Below are 23,459 nucleotides of genomic sequence, written 5' to 3' on the forward strand. Positions count from 1 at the left end.
CGAAGTCCGGGCCGGCGGTTCTCGGGCGTGCGGACGCGGTCAGGGGGCGGTGGTGATGACGGTGACGCCTTCGAGGCGGGCGGTCGTGCCGCTGCCCCCGCCCCCGTAGCCGACGACCTTGGGGCCGTCGCCGTTGTCGCTGCCCAAGGCATAGGTGACCGAGGCGGTGGCCGACTGGGTGTACAGATCGGCGTCGTTGGCGGGATTGTGGAACGTGACCGAGTGGTGGTTCCCGCTGTCGCCACGAACCCCCACGACGGTGAGCGCATGGCCGCCGACCCGGTCGCCCTCCGCGTCGTAGAACCCGACGGAGGCGTTCATGACGTCCCGTCCGCCCCGGGTGAGTTCGACCATGAGCCGGCTCACGTTGTCCTCGTCGTCGAGCTCGATGTAGTCCGCCTCGAGCTGGTCTTCGTAGCCCTTCGACTCGATCAGGTCATTGATGCCGTCGACCGTGTGCTGGTGGCTGGTCCCACCGGAAGGGTCGGTCTCGGCGAGGTTCCCCATGCGGCTCAGCTTGGCCGTCACCTCGTTGTAGTTCACCGGGTCGTTCGCCGTCGGGTCGAAGTCCCCCGCCAGCAGGTTGGGGTAGCCGTGCTTGTCCAGGTAGAACATCTGATTCAGCGCGGCCGTGGGCGCACAGTAGTTCGCCCCGTTCTCCGGCAGCCCGGCCCGGCGCTGGTCGATGTCCGGCATGCCGCACACGTTGTACGACCAGGAACTTCCGTTGTCGCTGGCACCGGATATGCACAACGGGGTTCCGACGGCCTGGGCCGGAGCCGCCGTGAGCACCGCCCCGGTGGCGGCGATGGCCAGCAACGCCAGATGGGTGGCGGCCTTGCGCGCCGATATGCCACGCATTGTCATGAGTTCCCTCCCTGGTGAGACACCGGCGCTTCCGGAACCGTGCGCTTCGGTGAGGGCTCGATTCTGGCGGGAAAGAGTCTGGCGCACGTGAGTAGGCAGTGCTCCGACTTTCCCTTTCTGTAGGGCAAGTTGTCCGAACTGATAGTTAAAGCGGCATACGCTCGTGTACAAAGATGGGCGCGTGCCTGTCGCGCGGTGCTACCGGGTTCAGCGGCGGGGCGTCTCGGCGGGTCGGATGTCGGCCGCCAACCGAGTGACCATCGCCCGGGGATCCTCACCCACAACAGGGGTGAGCCGTGCGGCGGCCGCCGGGCGCCCCCGCGCGGGCGGCTCCTCGGCGAACAGGGCTACTCCGAGAGCGAGTTCGTCCGCCCAGCTGGTCGACCAGGCCGTGCGGTCACCGGCACCGCCGGTGTGCGTCGCGACGGGGCCGTCGACGGGCGCTTCCCCACCGCCGGACTCCCTCGCCGGGGCCGGACGTGCCTGGTAGAGGGTCTTTCCACCCCGCGTGATCCTGGCGATCGTGTACGGAGTGGTGTACCGGCCGCCGGCGGCCTCAGCGGCGTAGGCGGCGGTCACCTCGACGGGGGTGGCTGTCGGCTTGCGGCGCAGGGCGTCCAGCGGTGGTCGCGACAGGCCGACGGAGAGGGCGTCGAGGACCGTACCGGTCTCAACGGCGCCGCTGAGCGCGTCGTTGAAGGGCTGGCGGGCGTAGTCGGAGCCGCCGTACAGCGCACGGATCGCCCCGTCACCCGGGACGACCCCGACGACCGACGTGTGGAGCCGGGCCTTGACCGGCGCCCGCCGCGCGGGGCCGGAGTCGATGCTCCTGGCCTGGACGGCCTGGGTCGCGCGGTCCTGCAGCGCGAGGTCGAAAGTGGTGTGCACCCGGTAGCCGCCGCGGGCGAGTTCCTCCGGACTGATGTGTAACCGGTCGGCGGCTTCGGCCGCCGCCACGTCCAGCAGGTACTGTCGCTGGCCCTCCGTCTTGCCCGACGGGTAGAAGCGGAACGCCGGGAACACCGCCCCGGCCCGCTCCGCAGCCGTCAGGGTGCCGTTGAGCACCATGCCGTCCAGTACCCAGGCCCATCGTCGCCGGAGCGTGGTGGTGACGTCCCTGTCGCCTCCGGCCCGCTCGTAGTACGAGGGGAGATTGATGATGGCGGCGAGGGCCGCTCCTTCTTCGAGACTGAGCCGGTCGGCGCTCACTCCGAAATAGTTACGGGCGGCGGACTCGATTCCGGCCGCACCGCGGCCGAAGTACACGGTGTTCAGATAGCCCTCGAGGATCTCGTCCTTGGAGCGGGTCCGGTCCATCTTGACGGCGATCATCGCCTCCCGGGCCTTCCGGGAGAAGGACTGCTCGGGGGTGAGCAGGGCGTTCTTGACGTACTGCTGGGTGATGGTGGAGCCCCCCTGCCGAGCGCCGCCGCTCACCCCTGCCCACGCCGCGCGGGCGATGGAGCTGGGTGCGATGCCCGAATCGGTGCGGAACGAGCGGTTCTCCGCGGCGATCACGGCTTCCTGTACATGCCGGGGCACGCGTGACAACGGCACTTCCTGCCGGTCCACCGGGCCCCGGCGTCCCACGTAGTCCCCGCGGTCGTCGAGGAAGACCGTGCTCTGCACCACCGCTTCCGGGTGCGGGGCCGGGATGTCCACCATGGCGTACGCGCCCGAGACCGCCCCGCACACGCCCGTGGTTAGTGTCACCAGGAGCCAGGCCGTCCGACGCAGCCATCGCCGCTTGCGCCTGCCCGGAGGAACCGCTTGCGCGCGCGCACGACGATGACTTCGCCGGCGATGTGGTCGTAGCGGGAACGGGAGGGGGAACTTCGGCATCGGGACTCTCGGTGGAAGGGAGAGCGGGGACCGGGCGCCCCGCCCGGGACGGCGGGCACCGCTACCCGGAGACGGGCGGTGCCGGGGGCTGCCCGTCTCCGGCAGGGCGGGTCCCCGCACCGGGTGTGGTCAGGGGAGGGTGAGGGTGGCGATGGTGTGGCCGGCGGCGTCGAGGACGGTGACGCTCTTGACGAAGTTGTGCTTGCCGTCGTTGTTTTTGGTGCCGGTGGGGAGGGGGCTGGTGGCGTACCAGGCGCCCCAGCCGGGGTGGCCGGCGAGGCTGACGACGTTGCCGTGGACGGTTCTCTTGTCGGTGACGATGCGGACGGTGGTGGCGTCGCCCTTGCCGTGGAAGACGCCGGAGAGGAAGTAGGTGTCGTCGGCGGGCTCGGTCTGGAGGTTGACTCCGGGGCGGCTCATGTCGAGGTTGCCGTCGGTGACGCTGCGGAACTGGTCGGCCTGGGTGGGGGTGGACCAGTGCTTGCCGTCCTTGGTGAGCCAGAGCGACACCTTGGGGGCTGCCTGCACCCGCTCACCCGGCGCCACCACCCGCGCCGAAGCCGCCGGTGAGGCGGGCTGCCCGATCGTCTCCGGTACCGGGGAGGCGAAGCGGACGGCGGTCGCCGCACAGGTGACCAGCAGCAGTCCACAGACGGAGGAGAGCACGGTAGTGCGGCGTCTCCGCCGTCGTCGGCCCGCCTTCTCGATTGCGGCCAGCGGTACGGGAGAGGGTGTGATGTGTCTGGCGGCCTCGGTGAAGATCCGGCGGAGCTGCACGCTGTCGGGCTGGGGACTCATCTGCGGGCTCCGGTGGGGAGGACGTCGGAAGCGAGGGCGGGATGGTCGCGCAGGGCCGCGAGCCCCCGGCGGGCGTGGGTCTTGACCGTGCCCAGCGAGCAGTTCAACGCCGTGGCGATCTCCTGGTCGCTCATGTCCTCGAAGTAGCGCAGCACCATCACGGTGCGCTGGCGGTCCGGCAGCGCACCGAGTGCTGTGGTGAGGGCCGCCCGTTCCTCCATGGCCTCGGCGTGGCCGCCGTGCGTACGGTGCACCATCTCGGGGAGGAAGGGCATGAGCAGGTGGGCCACGCGCTTCCTGCGGACACGGTTGATGTTGTTGTTTATCAGCGCTCTGCGGAAGTAGGCGAACGCCTCGTCGGCGGGGATGCGCGACCAGCGGGCGTACGCCTTGGCCAGGGTGGTCTGCACCAGATCCTCGGCCTCGTGGAAGTCGCCGGTCAGCATGTGCGCCGTGCGCACCAGACGGGGCCAGGCCGCCGCGGCAAACTCGGCGAACGCGACACGGCTGTCGTCCGTCACTGCGGGTCGTTCCCCCGGAAGATGGATGTGGTCGTCGAGGCGGGACGGGGTCCGGACGTGCGGACCCCGTCCCGGGGCGGTGCGGGGTTCAGGGCGGGTCCCCGCACCGGGTGTGGTCAGGGGAGGGTGAGGGTGGCGATGGTGTGGCCGGCGGCGTCGAGGACGGTGACGCTCTTGACGAGGTTGTGCTTGCCGTCGTTGTTTTTGGTGCCGGTGGGGAGGGGGCTGGTGGCGTACCAGGCGCCCCAGCCGGGGTGGCCGGCGAGGCTGACGACGTTGCCGTGGACGGTTCCGTTGTCGGTGACGATGCGGACGGTGGTGGCGTCGCCCTTGCCGTGGAAGACGCCGGAGAGAAGGTACGCGTCGTCGACGGGTTCGGTCTGGAGGCTGACTCCGGGGCGGCTCATGTCGAGGTTGCCGTCGGTGACGCTGCGGAACTGGTCGGCCTGGGTGGGGGTGGACCAGTGCTTGCCGTCCTTGGTGAGCCAGAGCGACACCTTGGGGGCTGCCTGCACCCGCTCACCCGGCGCCACCACCCGCGCCGAAGCCTTGGAAGCCTCCGGCGACACCGACGCCGCCTGGTCGGCGGACACGGTCGCCTGGCCGGCCGAAACGAAAGCGTGCGCCATCGTCGGCACCCCCACCACCGCGGCCGCGAGGGCGATGGCCGCCGTGTACTTCTTGATCCGGGTCATGGACGAAACTCCTTGCGGATGGGATCGATCAGGGTGAAGGGCGCCTCTTCATCCACCTAAACCCGCTTTACCCAGCATCTGGATGACACGGATCCCGATCTTTTCCGCGGCGGCGCGGACGGGCTGTCGGGCGGTGACCCGTGATCGTGGCCCGTCCGTCCGCCCGCCCGCCTCCGGCCGTTCGGCACACTCCTGTCACAGGCGCGCGGGATCGGCGCAGGTCGGCGAGGGGGCCACCGCCGTGCTCTCCGAGTGCCGAGACAGGAGCAGGATGCCCCGTGTGACCACGGCACCGGCGACGAGTGCGCACAGGAGCCCCAGGAGACGGCCGCGGAAGTGCTCTCCCAGCAGCAGCAGACCGACGGCGGCGGCGACCGTGGGGTTGGTGATCGTCTGAACGGCCAGCGGAACCCCCAGCCCGCCGCTGCGATAGGCGGCCTGGATGAGCACGAGGCCCGCCACGGAGAGGAGGGCGGTGGCGGCGATGCTCACCAAGATGTAGAACCCGGGGAGGTTCTGCCGGTCCGTGAGGTCGACGGCCAGCGTCTGACTGAGGACGGACGCCCCCGCGAAGGCGATTCCCGAAGCCGCGGCGTAACGGAAGGCGCCCCCCTTCCGGGAGGGTGCCGCCAGGGTCAGCGCCACGATCGAGAACAGGCAGAGGCCGATGACCAGACGGAGTTCGGGCCGGGTCAGCGTCTCGACGACAGGGGCGGGTTCCGTGGTGAGGAACAGCCCGACGAGGCCGATCGACGTCAGGGCCGCGCCCCGCCGTTCGGCGGGCCGGATCGCTTCGCCGCCCAGCAGGGCACGCAGGGGGAGGACGAGGACCAACGTCAGGGTGCCGATGAGCTGCACCATGGTCAGTGAGCCGAACCGCAGGGCGACGACGTGGAGCACGCCCCCCAGAGAGTTCAGCGCCACACCACGCCACAGCGATCCGGCCCTGACGGCGCGGCGGAGGGCGCTGAGTTGTTCCTCCGTCGCGTCCGTGCGGGCCGCTGCTTTTTCCTGGCTGATCGCCGCGAGGGCGTAGCAGAGGGTCGAGGCCACGGCGGAGGTGACGGAGACGAGAGTGTCGCTCATGGCGGAACTCCGCAGGGGAGAAGTACGGGACGGTGGGGCCGGGGCGTTCGGGAGAAGGAGGAACGGCGGCAGGTGTCATGGTGACGCGAGTTCTTCGCGGGAAGGTAGGCAATTGCTACTTAGCCGTGACTTCCGGAGGGCAGGACGGGGGAGTGACGCCCTTTTCCTGAGCCGTTCGCGGAATCGTCCGGAAGGCCGGAGAACACCATCCGGCGGAAGCCTCGTGAGGAAATGGGATTCCTCACAGAGACACCACGGTGAGCGCCTGTCAGCCCTGTCGCACACTGTCGAGGAACAGCCCGACGTAGCGCTCCGCGTCGACCTTCAGGGCCACGTCCACGAGGGGGTGGCTCTCCGCGTTCCGCGCGGCGCCGTACGAGCGCGGGGCCCTACGGCGGTCGACGATCGTCTGACCACGGGTGCGGCCCGGCGCCAGGGCCACGCTGACGGGGAGCGCACGGGTGACGAGTCCGGCCGGATCGGCGACGGCACAGACCGCTCCGGCGTCGCCCAGTCCGCCGGCGGCCGGACCGTCGGCCTCCGGGCCGTCGAACGGCAGACGCGACAGCAACTCGCCCGCCAGCCACGTCCCGGGCTCCCAGCTCGTCCGCAGACGCCGCACCTCGTCACCCGGAACGAGGACACGCATGAACACGTCCAGGCTGTACATCGTGATGGGCACTCCGGCCGTGAGGAGGACCGCAGCCGCCTCGGGGTCGTGCCACACATTGAACTCGGCAACGGGGGTCGCGTTTCCGGTGGACACCGCACCACCCATGAAGACGATCCGCTCGATGTTCCGGGTCACCTCGGGGTGTGTGCGCAGCAGCAGGGCGATATTGGTCAGGGGTGCGGTGGGGACCAGGGTGACGGGGCGCGGGGAGGAGAGGATCTCGCGGCGCAGGACCGCCACCGCGTTCTCCGCTGCCGCGCGACGCCGGGGTGCGGGCAACCCCAGTTCGCCCATTCCGTCGGCGCCGTGCACGTGCAGGGCCGGACGGGCCGGTTCGATCAGCGGCCGAACGGCGCCCCGCGCGACGGGGATGGCGGGCGCGCCTGCAGCGTCCAGGACCTGCAGGGTATTGCGGACCACGTCGTCGACGTCCGCGTTGCCCGCCACGCACGTGACCGCTCTGAGATCCAGACCCGGATGCCGCACGGCGAACAACAGACCAAGGCGTCGTCGAGACCCGTGTCGCAATCCATGATGATGGGGATGGGGGTCATCCCGCTGGCCACCAGAAGTCTCCTTCGTTTCCGCACGGGATTCGCATATCCCGCACCGACGATAGAGGCCGACGGAGACAGGGACGGCACGTCCTCGGATTCTTGAGTAGCCAATACTCGTGATGCGCCACCCATGCGTGACTTTCAATGTTTCCGGACACACGAGTGAGTGTCCCGGGGCGCGATGGGTTTCTCGTTCTTCCCCCCCAGAGCCGGGAAACCCACCGCCACCGTTGTGTTCGTGCGGCTCGCGTTCAGGGGGTGCACGAGAGCGGCACGGCGCTTCCCCGGTCCGCTCACGGTGAGCCGCCGCCCAGGTCGGTCCCGCCCTGACCCGAGACGTTCTTCCACAGGACGGGCTCAGGAGCGGAATCCGGTACGGGGACCCGTCGGGCGTCGCATCCCCACGGTGCGCCGCACCTTCCCGAGGTCACGTCGTGCGCCGGGCGCGGCTTGACACATCGTTCCCGTAGGACGGGACCCGACGGAAGACATACACGGTGCAGCACAATCCCCCCACCACCCCGGCGAGCCCTGGGACCGCTGACGGCGAGCCCTTCTCCTCCGCTTCCCGACCCCCGGAAGCCGTGACGGATCCCAAACCCGCCCCCCGACGGCGGATGCCGCCGAGGCGCGCCGCAAGGCTGCGGCGCCGGGCGGGCGGGATGACCCTCCTACTCCTCGGCGCGCTCGTCACGGTCCAGGCGGTCCGCCCGCTGCCGCAGAACGAGTTCATCCCCACGTACGACACCGGGCACACCTTCGCCGGCGGTGCACCTGAACTCCCCTGGCCGGGCGAAGGACAAGCGGCCGTCGACGTGGAAGGCATCGGGGTCATGGGAGTCCGGGGCGAGGGACGACCCCGGCCGATCGCCAGCGTGGCGAAGACCATGACCGCCTACGTGATCCTCCGGGAGCACCCCGTCGAGGGCGACGAGGAGGGTGCGCGCATCGAGGTGGACCGACGGGCCGAGGAGCAGTCCCACGCGGCGGACGAGTCGACGGTGCCCCTGACGGCGGGGCAGACCTTCACCGAGAAGCAGCTGTTGCAGCTTCTCATGATCCCGTCGGGCAACAACGTCGCCCGACTGCTGGCGCGTTGGGATGCCGGGTCCGAGGACGCGTTCGTGCGGAAGATGAACGACGCGGCCCGGGAACTGGGCATGACGGAGAGCACGTACACCGATCCCAGCGGACTGGATCCGGCGACCGTCTCCACCTCGCTCGACCAGCTGAAGCTGGCGAAGGCTGCCCTTCGGAGCCCCGTGCTCCAGGAGATCGTCGACACGCCGCAGATCGAAGTCCCAGGTGTGACGGGAACGATCTACAACAACAACCGTGCCCTGCTCGAACCTGGTGTGGACGGTGTCAAGACGGGATCCTCCACCCCGGCGGGGGGCAACCTGCTCTGGTCGGCGCGCACCGTGGTCGACGGAAGAAGCCACCGCATCGTCGGGGCGGTCTTCGGAATCCGCTCGGGAGGCACCCTCCACCAGAAGCTTCAGAAGGCGATCGACGACAGCGCGACGCTCATCCGGGCGGCGCGGAGCGCCATCCGCTCCGAGACCGTGATCGAGGAAGGGGAGGTCGTGGGATACGTGCACGACGGGTTGGGCGGCCGTGCCCCGGTCGTCGCGGTCGACGAGCTGAAGGGATCGGGTTGGGCGGGTCTGCGGACCCGGATCGGACTGACGGGCGCCGTCGCGCTGCCCCGCTCCGCGCCCGACGGAACCCTGGTGGGAAAGGCCGTCGCCGGTGAGGGAACGGGCAGCACCTCTGTGCCCTTGGCGCTGCGCGGGACCATGGAAGAGCCCGGTCTGCTGAAGCGGCTGCTGCGCCTGTGGTGAGCGCGGTCCAGTGACCCGCAGGTGGACCTGTGACAGATGGACCCGGGATCCGGGGGGCGGGCCCCCGGATCCCGGTGCGGCGTCACCGGACGGAGAAGGCCGGCGAGGTGCCGTCGAAAGGCGTGACGGTGCCGGTCACACTCTTGGAATCGCCGTGATAGACGATGCGGTAGAGCCCTGGGGCGATGCCCCGCCAGATGTCCCAGGTGATCGTGACCCGGGAAGCGGCGAGGCCCTCGCGCTCCCAGTGGAAGCGCGTGGCCCAGTCGCCGTCGTCGGCGACGGTCCGCCAGGTGCCGGTAGCCTCCCGACGCTGCACTTCCAGATAGGTGCGGCCCCGACGGAGGTCGTTGCTCGGGTGGGCGCCGGCGAAGACGACCTCGACCCGCTCCCCGGCCCGGTAGCTCTCACGGGGGCGCACCAGGATGTCCCCGAACGACGTGAAGAACTGCGGAACGTCGACCACCACGCCCAGCTGCATCGACAGGACCTCGCCCGAGAGATCCGGTGACGGCGGGCCCATGGGCAGGGGGGTGCCGTCCCGCAGTGACACGGCCAGCTCGTGTGCGGTCTGCTGGAGGGCCGGGAGCTGCCAGCGCCCGAAGAGCGTGCTGCCGCCTTCATAATGCTGGGCGTCGTACTCCTCGGGTGTGGTCAGGTAGTGGAAGTAGGCGTTGGCGTACCCGGCGACCAGGACGTCCTCCACCTCCGCGCCCACGACGGAAGCCACCGTGCGCCGCAACCGCAGCCCTGCGCAGACGGTCACCTCGCCCGGGATGCCGATCAGGTAGAGCCGCCCGATGCGGACCAGCATCACCGGCACCCGTTCCTGGACCCAGGGGTAGAGGCGGTTCGCCTCGCCGATGGGGGCGAGGATGTCCTTCGGGGACTGGGCGGCTTCGAGGTCGGGTGACGCTTCGTAGATCAGGGAATCCGAGACCGTGTCCCAGAAGGAGTTCTCGCCCTCCTCCAGCCCGGGGAAGGCGGGACCGTCCTCGACGCTGCCCGCAGCCATGGAGGCGCCGATGCACGGCTTGGAGGTCCGGTGCACCCGCCCGTCACCGGTGAACTCGGGCCGCACGGTCATCCTGGAGAGATCGATGTAGACCAGACGGCTGTCCACGACTCCCGTCAGCCGGGTGCCCGGCCGGTGCAGCTGAGCCGCAGCCGCCTCGTACTGGCGGAGGCCGGAAGCCTGAGTGTTCGCGAAGTCCTGGGGCGTGGTGGGGGGCTTCAGGTCGAGGTTCGGTGACATGTCACCGCTGTTCGTCTGGGCGAACGCCGCCACGAAGTCAGGAGTGTCGGGGGAGCGGTAGGCGACGTCGTGCACCTCGTGCTCCCAGTGGTACGCCGCGAACCCCTTGTTGTCGCCGCTGATCAGCCGGTTCTCTCCCGACATGCTCGTGCCGTGCACCGGGAACCAGTTGACCGCGCCCACCGGTCGCCCGTGCCGCTCGATCCGCAGCAGGGTGGACTGCGGATCGACGGCGTTCGGAAAGTGCCGGCGGTCGGCCTCGGGGTTGCGGTCGAAGGCGGCCCGCGACCGGTTGATGCTGGCGCCCGTCAGGCGGCCGTGGCTGAGCACCAGGTCGGAGGGAGCGGTGTCGTCATGCGCCTGCCGCACGGCTTCCACGATTCCCTCGACCATGGCGTCGAAGGTCTTCCGATGGAACCCGAGCGTCGTCAGGTTGTAGAGCAGGTGGTGCGCGTACCCACCGGGTCCCGAGTGGCTGTGCGTGGCGGTGATCAGCACGTTGCCGTCGTGGTAGAGCCTCCCGTACTTCTGGACGAGGCGCTTCACGACCTTCTGCCGGACGCTCTCGAAGATCATGGCGCAGTCCACGACGACGAGCAGGACCCTGCGGTCGCTCCTTGGGGCGACCACGACGAAGGCGCGGGCCCGGAGCCTCGTGTGGAGTCCGGCGGCCTGTTGGTCGATCCGGCCGTACCCCATCATGCCGACTTCCGCGACTTCGCCGGTGGCGTCGGCGATGCCCCGGCCCACCAGATAGCCGTCGGCGGCGGCCGTGGCCGGAGAGCCCTCCAACGCCACGGCGCCTGCCAGACCGAGAGCGCCGACGGCTCCCGCCTTCATGACCGTCCGGCGGCTTTGCGTGCTCCTTCGTGCGGACATCCACAGCTCCTTCGGCGCGGTACGGGGGACCGACCGCGGTCGACGTATTCGGGAAATCGTCCTTGCCCAGGTGTCCGGCACACCTCCGGCTCCGGCCGTGCTGCCCGCGTGGACGGAATCCTGGCCCTCGACCACGGACTGCGGTGGGCGGAAACAAATGAAGCTGTGGCACGGGACCGCCTGCATCCTCTTGGAATGTTTCCCCGGGACGTGCTGGCTATTGCTACCGGCGCTTCACGGGCGGCGCAAGGGCCGACTCGCACCCACGGCCCGCGTCACCTGAAGCGATTCCCTGTGAAAGGGCTCCGCGCTGTGTTGATGTCACCTGGTATGTCCGAAGCTATACCTCAATTCGTACCCGGGATGCTGCCGTCCTGTGGTGAAACAGGCAGCTCGTGCGCAGAACGTGAAGAAAATCAGGTCGGTAGGAATTACTCAGTCTTCTTCTATTTCGCAGGGCTAGGGTCGCGGGATCCGTGAACGGTAATTGCCAGATCGAGGAGGCCCGTCTTGCGACTGTGGAGTGACCTGTCCTGCAGGTGCACTGTGCCGCTTCTGCTCACCTCAGTGGCTCTGACCTGCGTCTCCGTGGGCATGGACGTCGACAGACGCGGAGGGGAGCCACGTCGGCCGGACCCGGTGACAGACGGCATGGAGGCATCGTCCGGCCCGGGGGGCGCGGCCGGACCCGGGGGCGGGGTGACCCTTGCGGACGGCACGGCCCCCTGTGGGACCGGCCAGATCCGTTTCGAGATGCGGACGGTGGCCGAGGCGCTCCGGCGCGTGATCCTGGTCGCGGTCAACACCGGCGAGCGCCCCTGCCGTCTTCCCGCGACCCATCCGACCGTGCGGTTCGACGAGGTGGCCGAGGCCGCTATCCCGTCAGGTGTCCAGGGAGAGGCCGTCGTGCTCGCCCCCTCGCAGCGCGCCTTCGCGGGCATCGTCTTCCCTGCGGTCGCCTCGCCCGGGCGGCGTGGACAGAGCACGAGGGTCTCGGTCGCTCTCGCCCCTGACGACCAGCCGACATGGGTGACCGTTCGCCCGGGGCTCACCGTCCGCTCGGCCGAGGTCTCCGGATGGTTCGCCGCTTCGTGGTGAGGATCAGAAAGCGGGCCGCCGGCCCCCGGACCAGGCCGTTCACCGAGCCATCGGCAATCTAGGGGGTGTTTCTTGGGGTTTGTTCACCCATGTCTGGTATGGGCGATTGCTCTTGGGTGGAAGGAGCCAGCCCACCGGGTCGTCACACATGGGAAGGGACCGCGATGTACGTCATCCCCCAGGAGGCCACGACCACGAAATTCGGCTCCGGCCCCGACTCTCCCGGAACGGCGTCCGCGCCGCCAGCCCCTGGCGGTCCGGAAGCTCTGGCCGACGGTGACGGATACTCCCGCCCGGAGCGCGGTGACTGGGCCCGCAAGCCCCTCTCTCACACCCCGGAGGCGCCTGCCGTGGCCCGCCACATCGCTGAGATGGTGCTGAACGAATGGCACGTGGACGCGGCGACGGCCGACGCGGTGCTGCTGGTGACCTCGGAACTTGTCACCAATGCCGTGACACACGCCGAGCCTCCCGTGGTCCTCAGTCTGTGCCTCCAGCACCACGGGTGGTCGGTCTGGGTCGGTGTCACCGACGGAGGCCCCGCTAGGGAAGGCGGCTCCGATTCTCGGACGGAGGCCCGGGCCGAGGACGAGCACGGGCGTGGCCTGTACATCGTCGAAGCGCTGGCCGATGCCCGGGGCACCTTGAGCCATGTCGTCGCCGTCACCCACTGGGCACGTCTCACGGTCGGCCCGGACGCGTGCTAGCAGCGGTCGCGCGGCGGGGCCGAAGGTCTCGCCGGGATCCGACCGGAGGGGCCCTGTGGGAACGGTGGACGACTGCCATGTCCCGCCCCGCCAAGGCGCAGAATCCTTTCCGGAAACGGTTTTCGGCGTTTTGAATATGCCACCCGGGATACGCTCTGTGTCGCGTGAGAAGTGAACCTCCTCCGAGCGTGCCCGTCGCGCCTATTCATGAGCCGAGAGAGTAGGAATCGCTCATGCCTGGAGGTGTCGGGTGATCGAATCTGGACAGAGAAATATCTCACCTCTCTGGAGTCGTGATGGACACCTCTCAATCGGTCTCTTCAGCTGAATCTCAGGCATCCGGCAGGTTTGGCTGGTGCGCATGGCATCAGGGATACATGCACAATGTCCGCCTCATCGACGTCATCGAGCAGGGGAGCGGTGCCTTAGCGGCCGGAAGCTTCTACGCTTGCCATTCCTGTCGCCTGGCCTACGACCTGACGCCGTTGTCCGCCGTCGGGTGAAGGCGGACGACGAGGACCGGTCGGGCTCCCGGATCCGGGAGCCCGACCGGTCCTCCGTGCTGTCCGAGGGGTCGGGCAGGGACGCGTCGGGCCCCCGGCGCGGCCGGTGCCCGGACGACAGCCCTACAGGGGGGAGGCGTAGGCGACCGTGACGGTGTCACGTCCGATGGTCATCTTGCTCTGCGGCAGATTGCTCGCGTAGCAGGCGTACTGGGCGAAGCACAGGTTGACCCCGCGCGCCATGTGCGAGTAGTGCGGCGACAGGTAGCCGTTCGTGTTCATCCCGATGAAGCCTCCCACCGGTGCCGAGACGGCGTCGGTCACCATGCCCTGGGGGTAGACGACGGAGGTCTTGTCGGTGAAGTAGTCGTAGCGGTCGTAGGGCGAGACCGAGATCTGCCGGGTCCACTCGGCCCCGGACTGCGTGTTCGCCGTGCACCACGAGAACTTGTGGTGCCAGGTGTAGATCTTCTCGCCCAGGTAACTGATGTTGGTGAGCGGGTAATCGACCGCCTTGCACACCTGGTTGTACGTCGCCGCGAGGGACGTCTTCTTCGCGGGCTGGGTCGTGAGCGTCGTGACGGTCGGCTTTCCGGCGACGGTCTCGACCGGCACGGACGCCGCCAGATACGCGTTGCCGCCGATGATCTTCAGATCGGCGGCGTCGGCCTTCCCGGCCACCGCGTGCTGGATGGCGAGGCGGGTCCTCGCGTCGCCGGCGTCCTGGGTCTGCGCGGCCGCGAGATCGGCGGAGCCGATGAGGCTCAGTCCGGCCAGCGCGGACATGCACGCGAGAGCGAGCGGGTTCTTCTTCATGGGCCCTCATATCCATAGACGTTCCGCGAGCGCTTGACGTGCGGCAGTGCGGCATCCTCACCCGTCGATCTCTGCTCCGGTGGTTCTCTCTTCGACGAACACCGAGAAAGCCCTCGCGCGTCAGCGAAGGACATTCACAGACGTTGTACGCGTAGGCGGGGACGGCAATGCGCAGGAGGCGGCATCGCGGATGGTGGAGAAGGGAGTCGACATGACTCCGGTCTCCCTGCGGTGTACGGCAACGGCCGGAGACCTGATTCCGAGTGCAATCCTGGGTGCGGTCGAGCGGTGGTCCATCAGTAGCCGCTACTCACTCCGCTCTCTTCAACTCCCTTGATTAAAGGCAAGGTTGATGCATGCGAGAAGAACCGACCAGAATGCGGTCGGCTGCCGAGCGCTGGATTCGACGTCCACGTGCGCGGAGGCGTTCTTGAGCTCCAGCACCAGTTGAGTAGCCCCTACTGAAGCTGGTGCGTTGCCGTTCCGTGAGGATGCGACGCACAGCGGTTGGGAGATCTCCAGTGGATCTGGAGACGGACCCGGTCGGATTCTCAGGGAGGGACCGAGATGAAGAACTTCGCGCGCGGGACGTCCGCCGTGGCCGCGGCACTGATCGGCGGCATTGCGCTGTTTCCCGGGAGTGCGCATGCGGCGCAGCCCACGGAGTTCGTGGTGAAGGTGGTCTACGACACCGTCGAATTCGACAGCGACGAGTGCGGCATCAGCGAGTACAACTGCGTCGAGGTGTACGGCAAGCTGACCGCCGACAACAGCGCGTCGACCACGGTCAGGCCGGGGCTCGAGATCGGTACTGCGGACGCGGACGGCTGCCCCTCGGGCAACGCCATGGTCTGGAACGACGACGCGGTCGCCGGCATGTGTCATCGGTACGTGGACGACGTCAGGCTGTTCGACTTCACCAAGACGGCGACGCGCTCCTGCACGAAGACCGCCTGCGACGGCACCTGGAAGAAGAACAACCGCGAGATCGAGATCCGGGTGAAGCCCGGTCAGTCGATCAACACGGCCGCCAAGTTCTACGACTACGACAGCCTGTCCGACGACGACCTCATGTGCAATGCCGCGTTCCAGCACACCTACGCGGCGGAGGAGATGAAGACGCTCAACGGCGCGTACACCGTGGCGAACTCGGCTGACGCCGGCTGGTGCAAAGTGAACTTCCGCATGTACACCAGCCGGGTGGTGTACTGACCGCCGAGGACGCATGCGCCAGCGCGGAAACTTTCGCCTCAGTGTGCCCTCGCGCCGCCCCGGCGCGAGGGCTCCCTGCCACGAGAAGTCCCGTCAGACCCCAGCCCTCCTACAGCACCGCCGGGCGGAGCGTGGGCCAGACGGTTTCTTCCTCCAAGGCGAAGGCGACTTCCAGAAGGGTACGTTCGTCGCCGTGTGCGGCGGCGAGCTGGACGCCGATCGGCACGCCCTCGTCCGCCATGCCCATGGGGAGCGAGAGGGCCGGTGTCCCCGCGACGTTCTGCAGCGGGGTGAAGGCGGCGTATCGCTGGAGCCGGTGGAGGAGCTCGTCGTACGCGACTTCGGGGCCCAGGTGACCGAGTGGTGGTGGCACGTGTGCCAGGACGGGGGAGAGGAGCAGTTCGTGGTGGTCGAACACCTTGGCATAGGTGTGGGCGGCGCGACGCAACCGCCGTAGCGCCCCCGGGGCCTTGATCCACCCTCCGCGGAGGAACTGCCAGCGGAGCCCGCTGGTCAAACCGTCGAGCAGCGTGGTGTCGAAGGAGCGGTCGAACATGATCTTCCCCATTCCCCCGACCACCCCGGCGAGCATCGTCCAGTAGGTGACGAAGTCCGTGCCGAAGTCGTGGGCCGCCGGCATCGCGATGGGCTCGACGGTGTGGCCCTGAGCCTCCAGGAGGCGCGCGGTCCGCTCCACGGCGGCCCGGGTCTGCGCGTCGACGGGCGCGTCGGCCACCGACTCCATGAGGAGACCTACGCGCAGCCGCCTTCGTGCCGGTCCTTCGACCAGGCCGATGGGAGCGAGTCGAGGATTGCGCCAGTACAGCTCGGCCGCGGCCACGTACGCCGCGGTGTCGCGGACCGTCCGTGTCAGGACACCTTCCGAGACGATGTTGATGGGCATGGTGCGCGCGAGCTCGCCGTCGCGGTGCCGGCCCCGGCTGGGTTTGAGGCCGATCAGTCCGGCCGCGGCGGCGGGGATGCGGATGGAGCCGCCGCCGTCGTTGGCGTGAGCGATCGGCAAGGCGCCCGTGGCCACCAGCGCCGCCGCCCCGCCGGACGAGGCGCCGATGGAACGTGTCGTGTTCCAGGGGTTGCGGATCGGGGGCGCGCTGCGGAACTCGCTCGTGGCGTTGAACCCGAACTCCGGTGTGCGGCTCTTGCCCAGCACGGTCAGGCCGGTGCCCATGAGTTGCTGGGCGTACCGGCCGGTCCGGTGGACGGGTGCGGCGTGGAAGGCGTCGGTGCCGTAGTTGGTCGGCATCCCGTCGACGTCGGTGTTGTCCTTCACCATCGTCGGCACGCCGTGGAGCGGGGCTTCGGAGCGGCCGGAACGGAGAGGCCGTTCGAATGCCGTGTACGCGGTGGTGGCCAGCAGCGGGTCGACACGACGGATGCGTTCGATAGCCGCGGTCTCGACTTCTCGCAGGCCGAGTTCTCCGCTGCGGATCAGGGCGGCGAGAGCGACGGCATCGTGGTCGGCAAGGGCGTCGTCGGTGAAGGCATGAACGCGGGTCGGCTTGCTCATGGCCTCACGCTAGGAGCCGGGTGAGCAGAAGTCTAGAACTTCTTACAGACTTTAGGATGGCTCCATGAAGCGACGCCATGGGGAGAACGCGCAGCGGCGGCGTGCCGCCCTGATGCAGGCCGCCGTCGAGGTGACCGCCGAGAAGGGGATGGCAGGCGTGACGCACCGCGCGGTGACGGAACGGGCCGGGCTGCCCCTGGCGACCGTCGGCTACTTCTTCGACTCCATCGACGAGCTGGCCGTGGAGGCGCTGCGGACGCGGATCGCGGCCGACGCGGAAACCATGGGAGGGCTTGCCGAGCACCTCAAGCAGCAGGACAGCGGCCCCGACGAGGTCGCCGCCGCCTTCGCCGCAGCGGCGGGCTCGCTGCCCCGCGTCGAGGCCATGGCCCTCGTCGAGGCCATGCTGCACGCTGCCCGGGCTCCGGAACTGCGGCATGTCGTCGTCGAGGCCCTCGACATGGGCCGGGGCGTCGTGGCCGCGGCCGCGGCCACGGCAGGTCTCAGCGACGAGGAAGCGGACACCGGGGCCTTCCTGGCCCTGATCCACGGGTACATGCTGCACAGCCTCGCGGCGCCCGACCTGGTGGACTCGGAGGCGCTGCTGCGCGGCGTCCGCGCGCTCTTCCTCGGAGGGCTGCTGGAAGCCGGACATGTCGATCTCGCCCTAGAACTCGCAGGCCGGGACCCCGGTTCCTGATCCGACACCGGCCGTTCGGCTCGTCGGTCCGTCAGCTTCCGGATCCTGATGCCCCGGCGGGCCCGCCGACGCTCCGGCCTCTGGCGGAGCGGGGCTGTCCGGCGAACGCCGCGAGGAAGCGGTCGCGCAGGGCGGTGGAGGACAGGGCCGTGGCGGCGAGCAGCGCCCGGTTCGAGAGCCCGACGGGGTAGCGGGCCTTGGGCCGTCTGGCGACGAGCGCCCGTTCGACGGTGCTCACGACGGCGGAGACGGGTGCGGTGTACCGCTGCATCGTGGTCACGGACCGTCGGATTCCCGCAATGTGGCCCTCGTACAACTCCCGTAGGTGCGGGGCCATGGAGTGAACGGTGTCGTCGACCATCGCCCCGGCACCTCTCCACATGTCGGTGGTCGTCGGCCCCGGCTCGACCAGGACGACGGGGACGCGCCAGGGACGAAGTTCGACGCGCAGCGTGTCCGCGATTCCTTCCAGTGCGAATTTCGAGGCGCCGTAGACCCCTGTCCAAGGAGTGTTCACGCGGCCGCTCACCGAGGAGACGAAGACCACGCGCCCTCCTGACCTGCGCAGTCGGTCGAGCACGACCTGGGTGGTGCGGGTCGCGCCTATCACGTTGACCTCGAACACCTGGCGAATGGCTTCCGGGGTGACGGCTTCCACCGGTCCGTCGGCCACGATTCCGGCGTTGTTGACGAGGGCGTCGAGGCGTTCCGGGAGCACGTCCGTGAGCGCGTCGAGATGGGTGGAACGGGTGACGTCCAGCAGGACCGGGACGATCCTGTCCGGGTACAAGCGGGTCAGATCCTCCAGATCCGCCGGGCGCCGGGCGCCCGCGTAGACCCGCCAGCCTTCCTCGGCCAGGTGGGCCGCGCAGGCCCTACCTATGCCGCGAGCGGCGCCGGTGATCAGAACCGTGCGGGGCCCGGGAGGGGAGGCCGGGGAAGGCGCGGCCTTCCGCCGGCGCGGTGTGCCGGTGCTCATGAACGGCTCCGAAAAGGTAGGGGCGCCGGTGAGGGGGGCGGCGCACGGACTGGCCTGGCGCGGTGCGGTGCGGTGGCAGTCGGATCCCGCCGTGGCCCGCCGACAACCGTACCCAGAAGTGTAGAAAGATTTCCAGACTCTGAGGTTCGCTCTGGCGACTCGGCTGTCCGGCGCCTCCGGAGTCGCCGCCTGGCCGTCGCGCGGGGCTGAGCGCCGAGAGGAGCGGGCTGGAATTCTGGGTAGCGATTACTCATCCCATATGCCCTTTTATCTCGAATCGTCATGGATAGGGAGCCTGAGTCCCTGCCGGCTCTCGGTCACGATGAGAGGGAGAACCATGACGCAGATGCAGCAGAGCACGCCGACACCACCGCTGCGCGCGCTCACGCCCGCCCAGGTCGCCGCCCTTCCCGTCGACGCTCTCGCCCGGAGCGTCGTTCTCGACATGACGAGGTCCGGCAGGGCCACGGTGAGTCTGAAGAGGTGGGCCAGCGGGATCCGCCAGGCGTACCGGGGGCACCCGCAGGCTCTGAGGGCGATCAGCGAATCCGTGGCGTGGCTCCGTCACCACATGGCGCTGGTCGACGACCTCGGCGTCGGACTGCAGGGCGACTGGATCACCCTGAGCCGCCACGGAGCCCAGTGGCTGCAGCACGGCGGCGCGCCCGGAACGCCGTGAACCTGCGCAGGGTCACGGACGGAGCGCCGTGACCCTGCGCGAGATCACGATCCGTGCCTCGGCCCCACGTGAGCAGGAAATGCTCATGCGCCTTCGTGATCGTCGGCGTACACAGCTTTGACGATCAAATTCTCCGGAAGGCTTGGAATGAGAATCAGTGGGAGCCGCGCCGCCGCGATGCTCTGCATCACCGCGGTCATGAGCGTGCCGACCGTCGCGCACGCCGCGCCGGGGGCCGGCGCTGACGCTCCGGTGGTGACGTACGAGCGGGGCCATGTGATGTCGTGCTCCGGGAAGGCGGGGGAGCGGTCGGTCACGGTCGACCTGTACGACAACTCCCTGCACGGGTCCTTCGCCGAGGTGCACGTCGAGGGCCCCGACGGCGAGTTCGGAGGAGGCACGACGCCGGACAGGCTCTTCCGTGGCGGTGCCGTGCGCACCGAGGTACCCGTACGACGGCTCGGGGGCGAGGAGTCACCCGCCGGCGTCGCGAGGGTGGTGGGCATGTACGCCCCGAGCGGCCCGTCCACCCCGGTGCACGACGTGTACGAGGACAACGGATGGACCATCGTCGCCGATGGAACGCACCAGCCGCTCAGGACGCGCATGGTGATCAGCGTGCTCGATCACACCACACGGCTGACGTGCGGCGAGGCATTCGCCTACGACCTCAAGGTCACCAAGACGCCTCTCTGACCCCGGCTGTCCCCCGGACTTGTCGGCGTCGGGCGGACAACCGCCCGACGCCGACGAGCGGCAGCGCGGGCGAAGGCTTCGAAGGACGTCACCTTCCTACGGGCGGCGGAGCAGGACGACCCCGGCCTCCTCCGCCACGACCTCGTACCCCTTCTCCCGGAAGCGCGCCACCTCGGCCACTTCCTGGTCCCTCCCGATGGGCCAGCCCTGCGGCTCGGCGGTGTCGGCGACGACCCACTCCGGTGCGTCCTGGTTCTGGGGCAGCCCGAGGACCATGACCGTGCACCGATGTGTCAGCTGAGGGACGAACCGGTTGGACGCGGAGACTGTTTTCCCGTCAGGAATCAGCTCCAGCACTCGTTCGGCGACGGCGACACGTGCGCCCGGGGTCCACGTGGCGGTGCCCGCGAGCTGGGCGAACGGGTGCAGCGGCAGGGCGAGGACGGTGAAGAGAGCACTCGCCACGAGGCCGGTGCACACCGTATCCGGCCACCTGGCGGCGCGTTTCTGTCCGCGCACCTTCATCAGCGCGTGGACGAAGGCGCCGAAGGCCACGGGCATCAGGACCGCGCTGTAGTGGAACTTGGTCCCCCAGTAAGCCTCGTTGGCGGAGGCGAACCGCCACGCGAGGGTGGGTACGGCGATGAGGACCAGCGGCGAGCGAAGCGCCAGGAAGGCCGTCGGCGCGAGGAGCATCAGCATCGTGAGCTGCTTCACCGCGGGCGTCACCAGTCCCAGCGTGTAGTGGGCGAGGAGACCGGGCGCGCCCGAGGCCGAGCCGTCGGGGACCTTGTCGAAGTAGGCGAACACGCCGTCCGGGTTGAACGCGGGTACGACGACGAGCATGGTGAGCGCGGTGCCGGCGAGGCCGGCGACCGCGGTGACGATGCCCAGCCGTGCACGCCCGCGCAAGGCGATGTAGGTCCCGACCGCGGCCACGGTCAGGCCCAGGTCCTCCTTGACCAGGAGGAGCGGCAGACTCCAGGCGACGGCCGCACGCCATCGCTCGTTGCCAAGTGCTTCGACGGCGAAGGCGAGCAGCGGTACCGCGAAGCACACCTCGTGGAAGTCGAAGCCGACGGTCTGCGCGATTCCCCAGGAGAGGCCGAAGCCCAGCCCGACGACGGCGGCTCCGGCCGTTCCCACCACCCGGCAGGCCCACCGGGTCAGCGGGACGACTGCCAGGGCGAGCAGGAACGCCTGGGTCACGAGCAGGGTGTACGGCGAGGGCCACAGCCGGTAGAAGGGGGCGATGGTCGCGGTGACCGGGGAGAAGTGGTCGCCGAGCAGGGGATAGTCGTGCCCTTTGAGCTCCGACACCGGAAGCCGGCCGTGCGCGTAGGAACGCACAGCCTGCTCGAAGATTCCCAGGTCGTATCCGGTCGTCAGCATGAGCCGGTGACGGGAGACCGATAGCACCGTGTAGAGGACGAAGCAGAAGCCGGCCAGGCCCAGCGCCAGCAGGTTCGCCCGAGAAGCGCCGGCACCGGCTCCTGATCGGGCCCTGGCGAGGAGAGCGGAGAACTTCTGGGCCGCGGACAGTTCCGAGTGAAGATCCTTCATCGGTTCTCCTGCGGGTCGGTGCCGACACCGTTCGGGTTCCACTGACGGACGAGTCCGTTCATGAGCCGGGCCGACTGGCGATCACACGTCGTTCACCAGCCAATGGCACCGCAGGGGAAACCTCATGAGTAGCTCCTGCTCAAGCAGGAGCAGGCAGGTCCCGTCGCGGGATCTCGGTCGCACCGGGACAGACACGGGAGTGAGTAACTCCTACTCAAGTCCTGGGCGACGGAGCCGACTACCTTCGGGACGGTCCCACGCCCCGCTCCGGACGTGGGCGTGACGCTTTGAAGGGCACTCGCTTGACCGGGATCTACTTCCACATGCGGCTCGAGTTCCGCACGGCGGCCGACCGGGACCGCTGGACGGACGCCGGATTGGCCACACAGCGTGATTCCCTCGCGGACGCGCCGGGATTCGCCTCGCTGGACCTGGGCGACGACGACCTCCTGGGCGGTGAGCTGAGCGTGGCCGGGCAGACGCACCTGGACGGGGCGCTCGCCTACCTGGACGAGATCGACTTCTCCCTGGACGAGGAGCTGATCACAGGGTGCTCCGCGTACTTCACCATCGACGGACAACCGGCCGTACGGATCCTGACGGCAGGCGTACTTCCGCGCGGCGCCACGGTCGGCGACCTCCTCGACCACCTGAGCTCCTCGGGCGTCGCCGGTGGCATCGTCGAGTACCTCGCGCAGGACGAGGACACGGCACTGACGGTGCACGGATTCCTGCCGGACTACGACACGTACCGGGACTACCGACTCCCGATGATCTACGCGGGGTCGGCCGCGAGTAGATGGGGAGCCCGGGGCGGCGTCACCTTCGTCGGACCGGCGGACGGAGAGTACGTCGTGACGTTCGCCGACTTCAGCGGTGGATCGGCCGAGATCAGCGAGCCGGATCCGCAGGACGTGACCGAGCGGGACCTCTCCCGGCGGTTCCGGGGGATCGACCGGGAGACCCTCTACAACACGTGGCGGTCGTCCGGCGCGCGATGAGCGCCACCCGTGCCGCTCGGCAGCGTGCCCGACCGCCGGAGACTCCGCTGCACGTCATGACCGTGGTTCCCCGGGCCGCGACCGGGGAACCACGCCTTCCTAGCCCTGCCCGTCGATGATGGTCATCTTCTCCTCCAGTGTGGCCGGGACCTCCAGCACGTCGGCGGTGAGGCCGCTCGCTTCGAGGGCGGACCGGACGACGGCGGGTGAGGTGTCGGCCAGCCGCACGCGGGTGCCGTTCAGGGTGACGGGGAGTTCGGCCGCGTCGAGTGCGGCGAACGCGTCGGCCCATCGCGGTGTGTCCACTTCGCAGGCGGTGGTGGAGCCGATGATCTCGGCTTCGGTGCCGGCGGCGACGACCCGGCCGCGCGCCATGAGGACGAGCCGGTCGCACTGCTGCGCTTCCTGCATGTAGTGCGTGGTGACCAGGACGCCCGTCCCGCCCTCGGCCTGTGCGTGGACGGCATCCCACAGACGGGCGCGGGAGAGGGGGTCGACACCGGAGGTGGGTTCGTCCAGGACCAGGAGTTCGGGCCCGTGCGCCAGGGCGAGGGCGAACGCCAGCTGTCGCTGCAGGCCGAGGCCGATCTCCCCCACGAGGCGGTGCTCCACCGCCGCCAGGGAGGGATCGAGGACGAGCGGCGGAGCGCCAAAGGCAGCGCGGACGAAGGAGATGTTCTCCGCGACCGTGAGGGTCTGCCACAGACCGAGTCCCTGGGGGACGTATCCGAGCCGGCCGCGCGTCGTGCGGTCCGGAGTGCGCCCGAAGGCCGTGACGGCGCCGCCGGTCGGGACCTCCAGGCCCAGCAGCATGCGGATGAGAGTGGTCTTGCCCGCGCCGTTGGCGCCCAGCAGCCCGACGATCTCGCCGGGCCGGACGGCCATGCGCACGGTGTCCACGGCGGTGAACGAACCGAAGCGCTTGGTGACGTCGTCGGCGCTGATGAGGACGTCGGTCAT

General features: G+C 69.3%; 20 protein-coding genes and 1 pseudogene. 8 read left to right on the plus strand and 13 right to left on the minus strand.

Annotated features, from left to right (window positions below; genetic code table 11):
* Positions 1-39: 39 nt before the first annotated feature.
* The 7 genes and pseudogenes from AMK27_RS36635 to AMK27_RS36665 form a co-directional block, all read right to left on the minus strand.
* Positions 40-867, minus strand: a complete 828-nt coding sequence (locus AMK27_RS36635) for a hypothetical protein (RefSeq protein ID WP_143204908.1) — start codon at positions 865-867, stop codon at positions 40-42.
* 207 nt (positions 868-1,074) lie between these two features.
* Positions 1,075-2,580, minus strand: a complete 1,506-nt coding sequence (locus tag AMK27_RS36640) for a transglycosylase domain-containing protein (RefSeq protein WP_241847715.1) — start codon at positions 2,578-2,580, stop codon at positions 1,075-1,077.
* Positions 2,581-2,838: 258 nt separating this feature from the next.
* Positions 2,839-3,507 carry a hypothetical protein gene (locus tag AMK27_RS36645; protein ID WP_073918064.1) on the minus strand — a complete coding sequence of 223 codons (669 nt, stop codon included), beginning with the start codon at positions 3,505-3,507 and terminating at the stop codon, positions 2,839-2,841.
* The gene (locus tag AMK27_RS36650; RefSeq protein ID WP_073918066.1) at positions 3,504-4,028 is read right to left on the minus strand and encodes a SigE family RNA polymerase sigma factor; all 525 of its coding nucleotides are present in this window, start codon (positions 4,026-4,028) and stop codon (positions 3,504-3,506) included. The genes AMK27_RS36645 and AMK27_RS36650 overlap by 4 nt, the downstream gene beginning before the upstream one ends.
* Positions 4,029-4,144: 116 nt before the next feature.
* Positions 4,145-4,723, minus strand: a complete 579-nt coding sequence (locus tag AMK27_RS36655) for a hypothetical protein (RefSeq protein ID WP_073918068.1) — start codon at positions 4,721-4,723, stop codon at positions 4,145-4,147.
* A 195-nt stretch (positions 4,724-4,918) separates the two neighbouring features.
* Entirely contained in the window at positions 4,919-5,809 is an 891-nt protein-coding gene (locus tag AMK27_RS36660) for a DMT family transporter (RefSeq protein WP_073918070.1), read from the minus strand.
* Between the two features lie 268 nt (positions 5,810-6,077).
* Positions 6,078-7,036, minus strand: a pseudogene (locus AMK27_RS36665) (nucleoside hydrolase).
* A 665-nt stretch (positions 7,037-7,701) separates the two neighbouring features.
* Here AMK27_RS36665 and AMK27_RS36670 point away from each other — a divergent pair.
* Positions 7,702-8,883: a D-alanyl-D-alanine carboxypeptidase family protein gene (locus tag AMK27_RS36670; RefSeq protein WP_073918072.1), complete on the plus strand. Its 1,182-nt coding sequence runs from the start codon at positions 7,702-7,704 to the stop codon at positions 8,881-8,883.
* A gap of 82 nt (positions 8,884-8,965) precedes the next feature.
* Here the strand turns inward: AMK27_RS36670 and AMK27_RS36675 are convergent, their stop codons facing one another.
* Complete coding sequence (locus AMK27_RS36675; protein WP_073918074.1) at positions 8,966-11,017, minus strand: neutral/alkaline ceramidase; 2,052 nt, start codon at positions 11,015-11,017, stop codon at positions 8,966-8,968.
* A gap of 699 nt (positions 11,018-11,716) precedes the next feature.
* Here AMK27_RS36675 and AMK27_RS36680 point away from each other — a divergent pair.
* Both AMK27_RS36680 and AMK27_RS36685 read left to right on the plus strand, forming a co-directional pair.
* Positions 11,717-12,115, plus strand: coding sequence for a DUF4232 domain-containing protein (locus AMK27_RS36680; RefSeq protein ID WP_158076947.1), 399 nt, complete (start codon positions 11,717-11,719; stop codon positions 12,113-12,115).
* Positions 12,116-12,381: 266 nt separating this feature from the next.
* A complete protein-coding gene (locus AMK27_RS36685) occupies positions 12,382-12,822 on the plus strand; it encodes an ATP-binding protein (RefSeq protein ID WP_073918281.1) in 441 nt (146 codons plus the stop codon).
* Positions 12,823-13,448: 626 nt separating this feature from the next.
* On the opposite strand, the gene AMK27_RS36695 is transcribed toward AMK27_RS36685, so the two are convergent.
* Entirely contained in the window at positions 13,449-14,141 is a 693-nt protein-coding gene (locus AMK27_RS36695) for a hypothetical protein (RefSeq protein ID WP_073918080.1), read from the minus strand.
* 567 nt (positions 14,142-14,708) lie between these two features.
* On the opposite strand from AMK27_RS36695, the gene AMK27_RS36700 reads away from it, so the two are divergent.
* A complete protein-coding gene (locus AMK27_RS36700) occupies positions 14,709-15,353 on the plus strand; it encodes a hypothetical protein (protein ID WP_073918082.1) in 645 nt (214 codons plus the stop codon).
* 109 nt (positions 15,354-15,462) lie between these two features.
* Here the strand turns inward: AMK27_RS36700 and AMK27_RS36705 are convergent, their stop codons facing one another.
* On the minus strand, positions 15,463-16,881 hold the full coding sequence (locus tag AMK27_RS36705) for an amidase (RefSeq protein ID WP_073918084.1): 1,419 nt from the start codon (positions 16,879-16,881) through the stop codon (positions 15,463-15,465).
* Between the two features lie 64 nt (positions 16,882-16,945).
* Between AMK27_RS36705 and AMK27_RS36710 the strand changes: the two genes are divergently transcribed.
* Positions 16,946-17,581: a TetR/AcrR family transcriptional regulator gene (locus AMK27_RS36710; protein ID WP_079188727.1), complete on the plus strand. Its 636-nt coding sequence runs from the start codon at positions 16,946-16,948 to the stop codon at positions 17,579-17,581.
* A gap of 31 nt (positions 17,582-17,612) precedes the next feature.
* Here AMK27_RS36710 and AMK27_RS36715 read toward each other — a convergent pair whose 3' ends face one another.
* A complete protein-coding gene (locus AMK27_RS36715; protein WP_079188728.1) occupies positions 17,613-18,560 on the minus strand; it encodes an SDR family oxidoreductase in 948 nt (315 codons plus the stop codon).
* Positions 18,561-18,897: 337 nt separating this feature from the next.
* Here AMK27_RS36715 and AMK27_RS36720 point away from each other — a divergent pair, with 337 nt between their 5' ends.
* The gene (locus tag AMK27_RS36720; RefSeq protein WP_073918088.1) at positions 18,898-19,239 is read left to right on the plus strand and encodes a hypothetical protein; all 342 of its coding nucleotides are present in this window, start codon (positions 18,898-18,900) and stop codon (positions 19,237-19,239) included.
* Positions 19,240-19,386: 147 nt separating this feature from the next.
* Positions 19,387-19,935 carry a hypothetical protein gene (locus AMK27_RS36725; RefSeq protein ID WP_143204911.1) on the plus strand — a complete coding sequence of 183 codons (549 nt, stop codon included), beginning with the start codon at positions 19,387-19,389 and terminating at the stop codon, positions 19,933-19,935.
* 96 nt (positions 19,936-20,031) lie between these two features.
* On the opposite strand, the gene AMK27_RS36730 is transcribed toward AMK27_RS36725, so the two are convergent.
* Positions 20,032-21,498 (minus strand): DUF2079 domain-containing protein, encoded by a 1,467-nt coding sequence (locus tag AMK27_RS36730; protein WP_079188729.1) that lies wholly within the window; start codon positions 21,496-21,498, stop codon positions 20,032-20,034.
* 302 nt (positions 21,499-21,800) lie between these two features.
* On the opposite strand from AMK27_RS36730, the gene AMK27_RS36735 reads away from it, so the two are divergent.
* Positions 21,801-22,499 (plus strand): hypothetical protein, encoded by a 699-nt coding sequence (locus tag AMK27_RS36735; RefSeq protein ID WP_073918092.1) that lies wholly within the window; start codon positions 21,801-21,803, stop codon positions 22,497-22,499.
* A 99-nt stretch (positions 22,500-22,598) separates the two neighbouring features.
* Here AMK27_RS36735 and AMK27_RS36740 read toward each other — a convergent pair whose 3' ends face one another.
* On the minus strand, positions 22,599-23,459 hold the full coding sequence (locus tag AMK27_RS36740) for an ABC transporter ATP-binding protein (RefSeq protein ID WP_073918095.1): 861 nt from the start codon (positions 23,457-23,459) through the stop codon (positions 22,599-22,601).

This window comes from Streptomyces sp. CB02009 (assembly GCF_001905825.1).
Classification (GTDB): Bacteria; Actinomycetota; Actinomycetes; order Streptomycetales; family Streptomycetaceae; genus Streptomyces.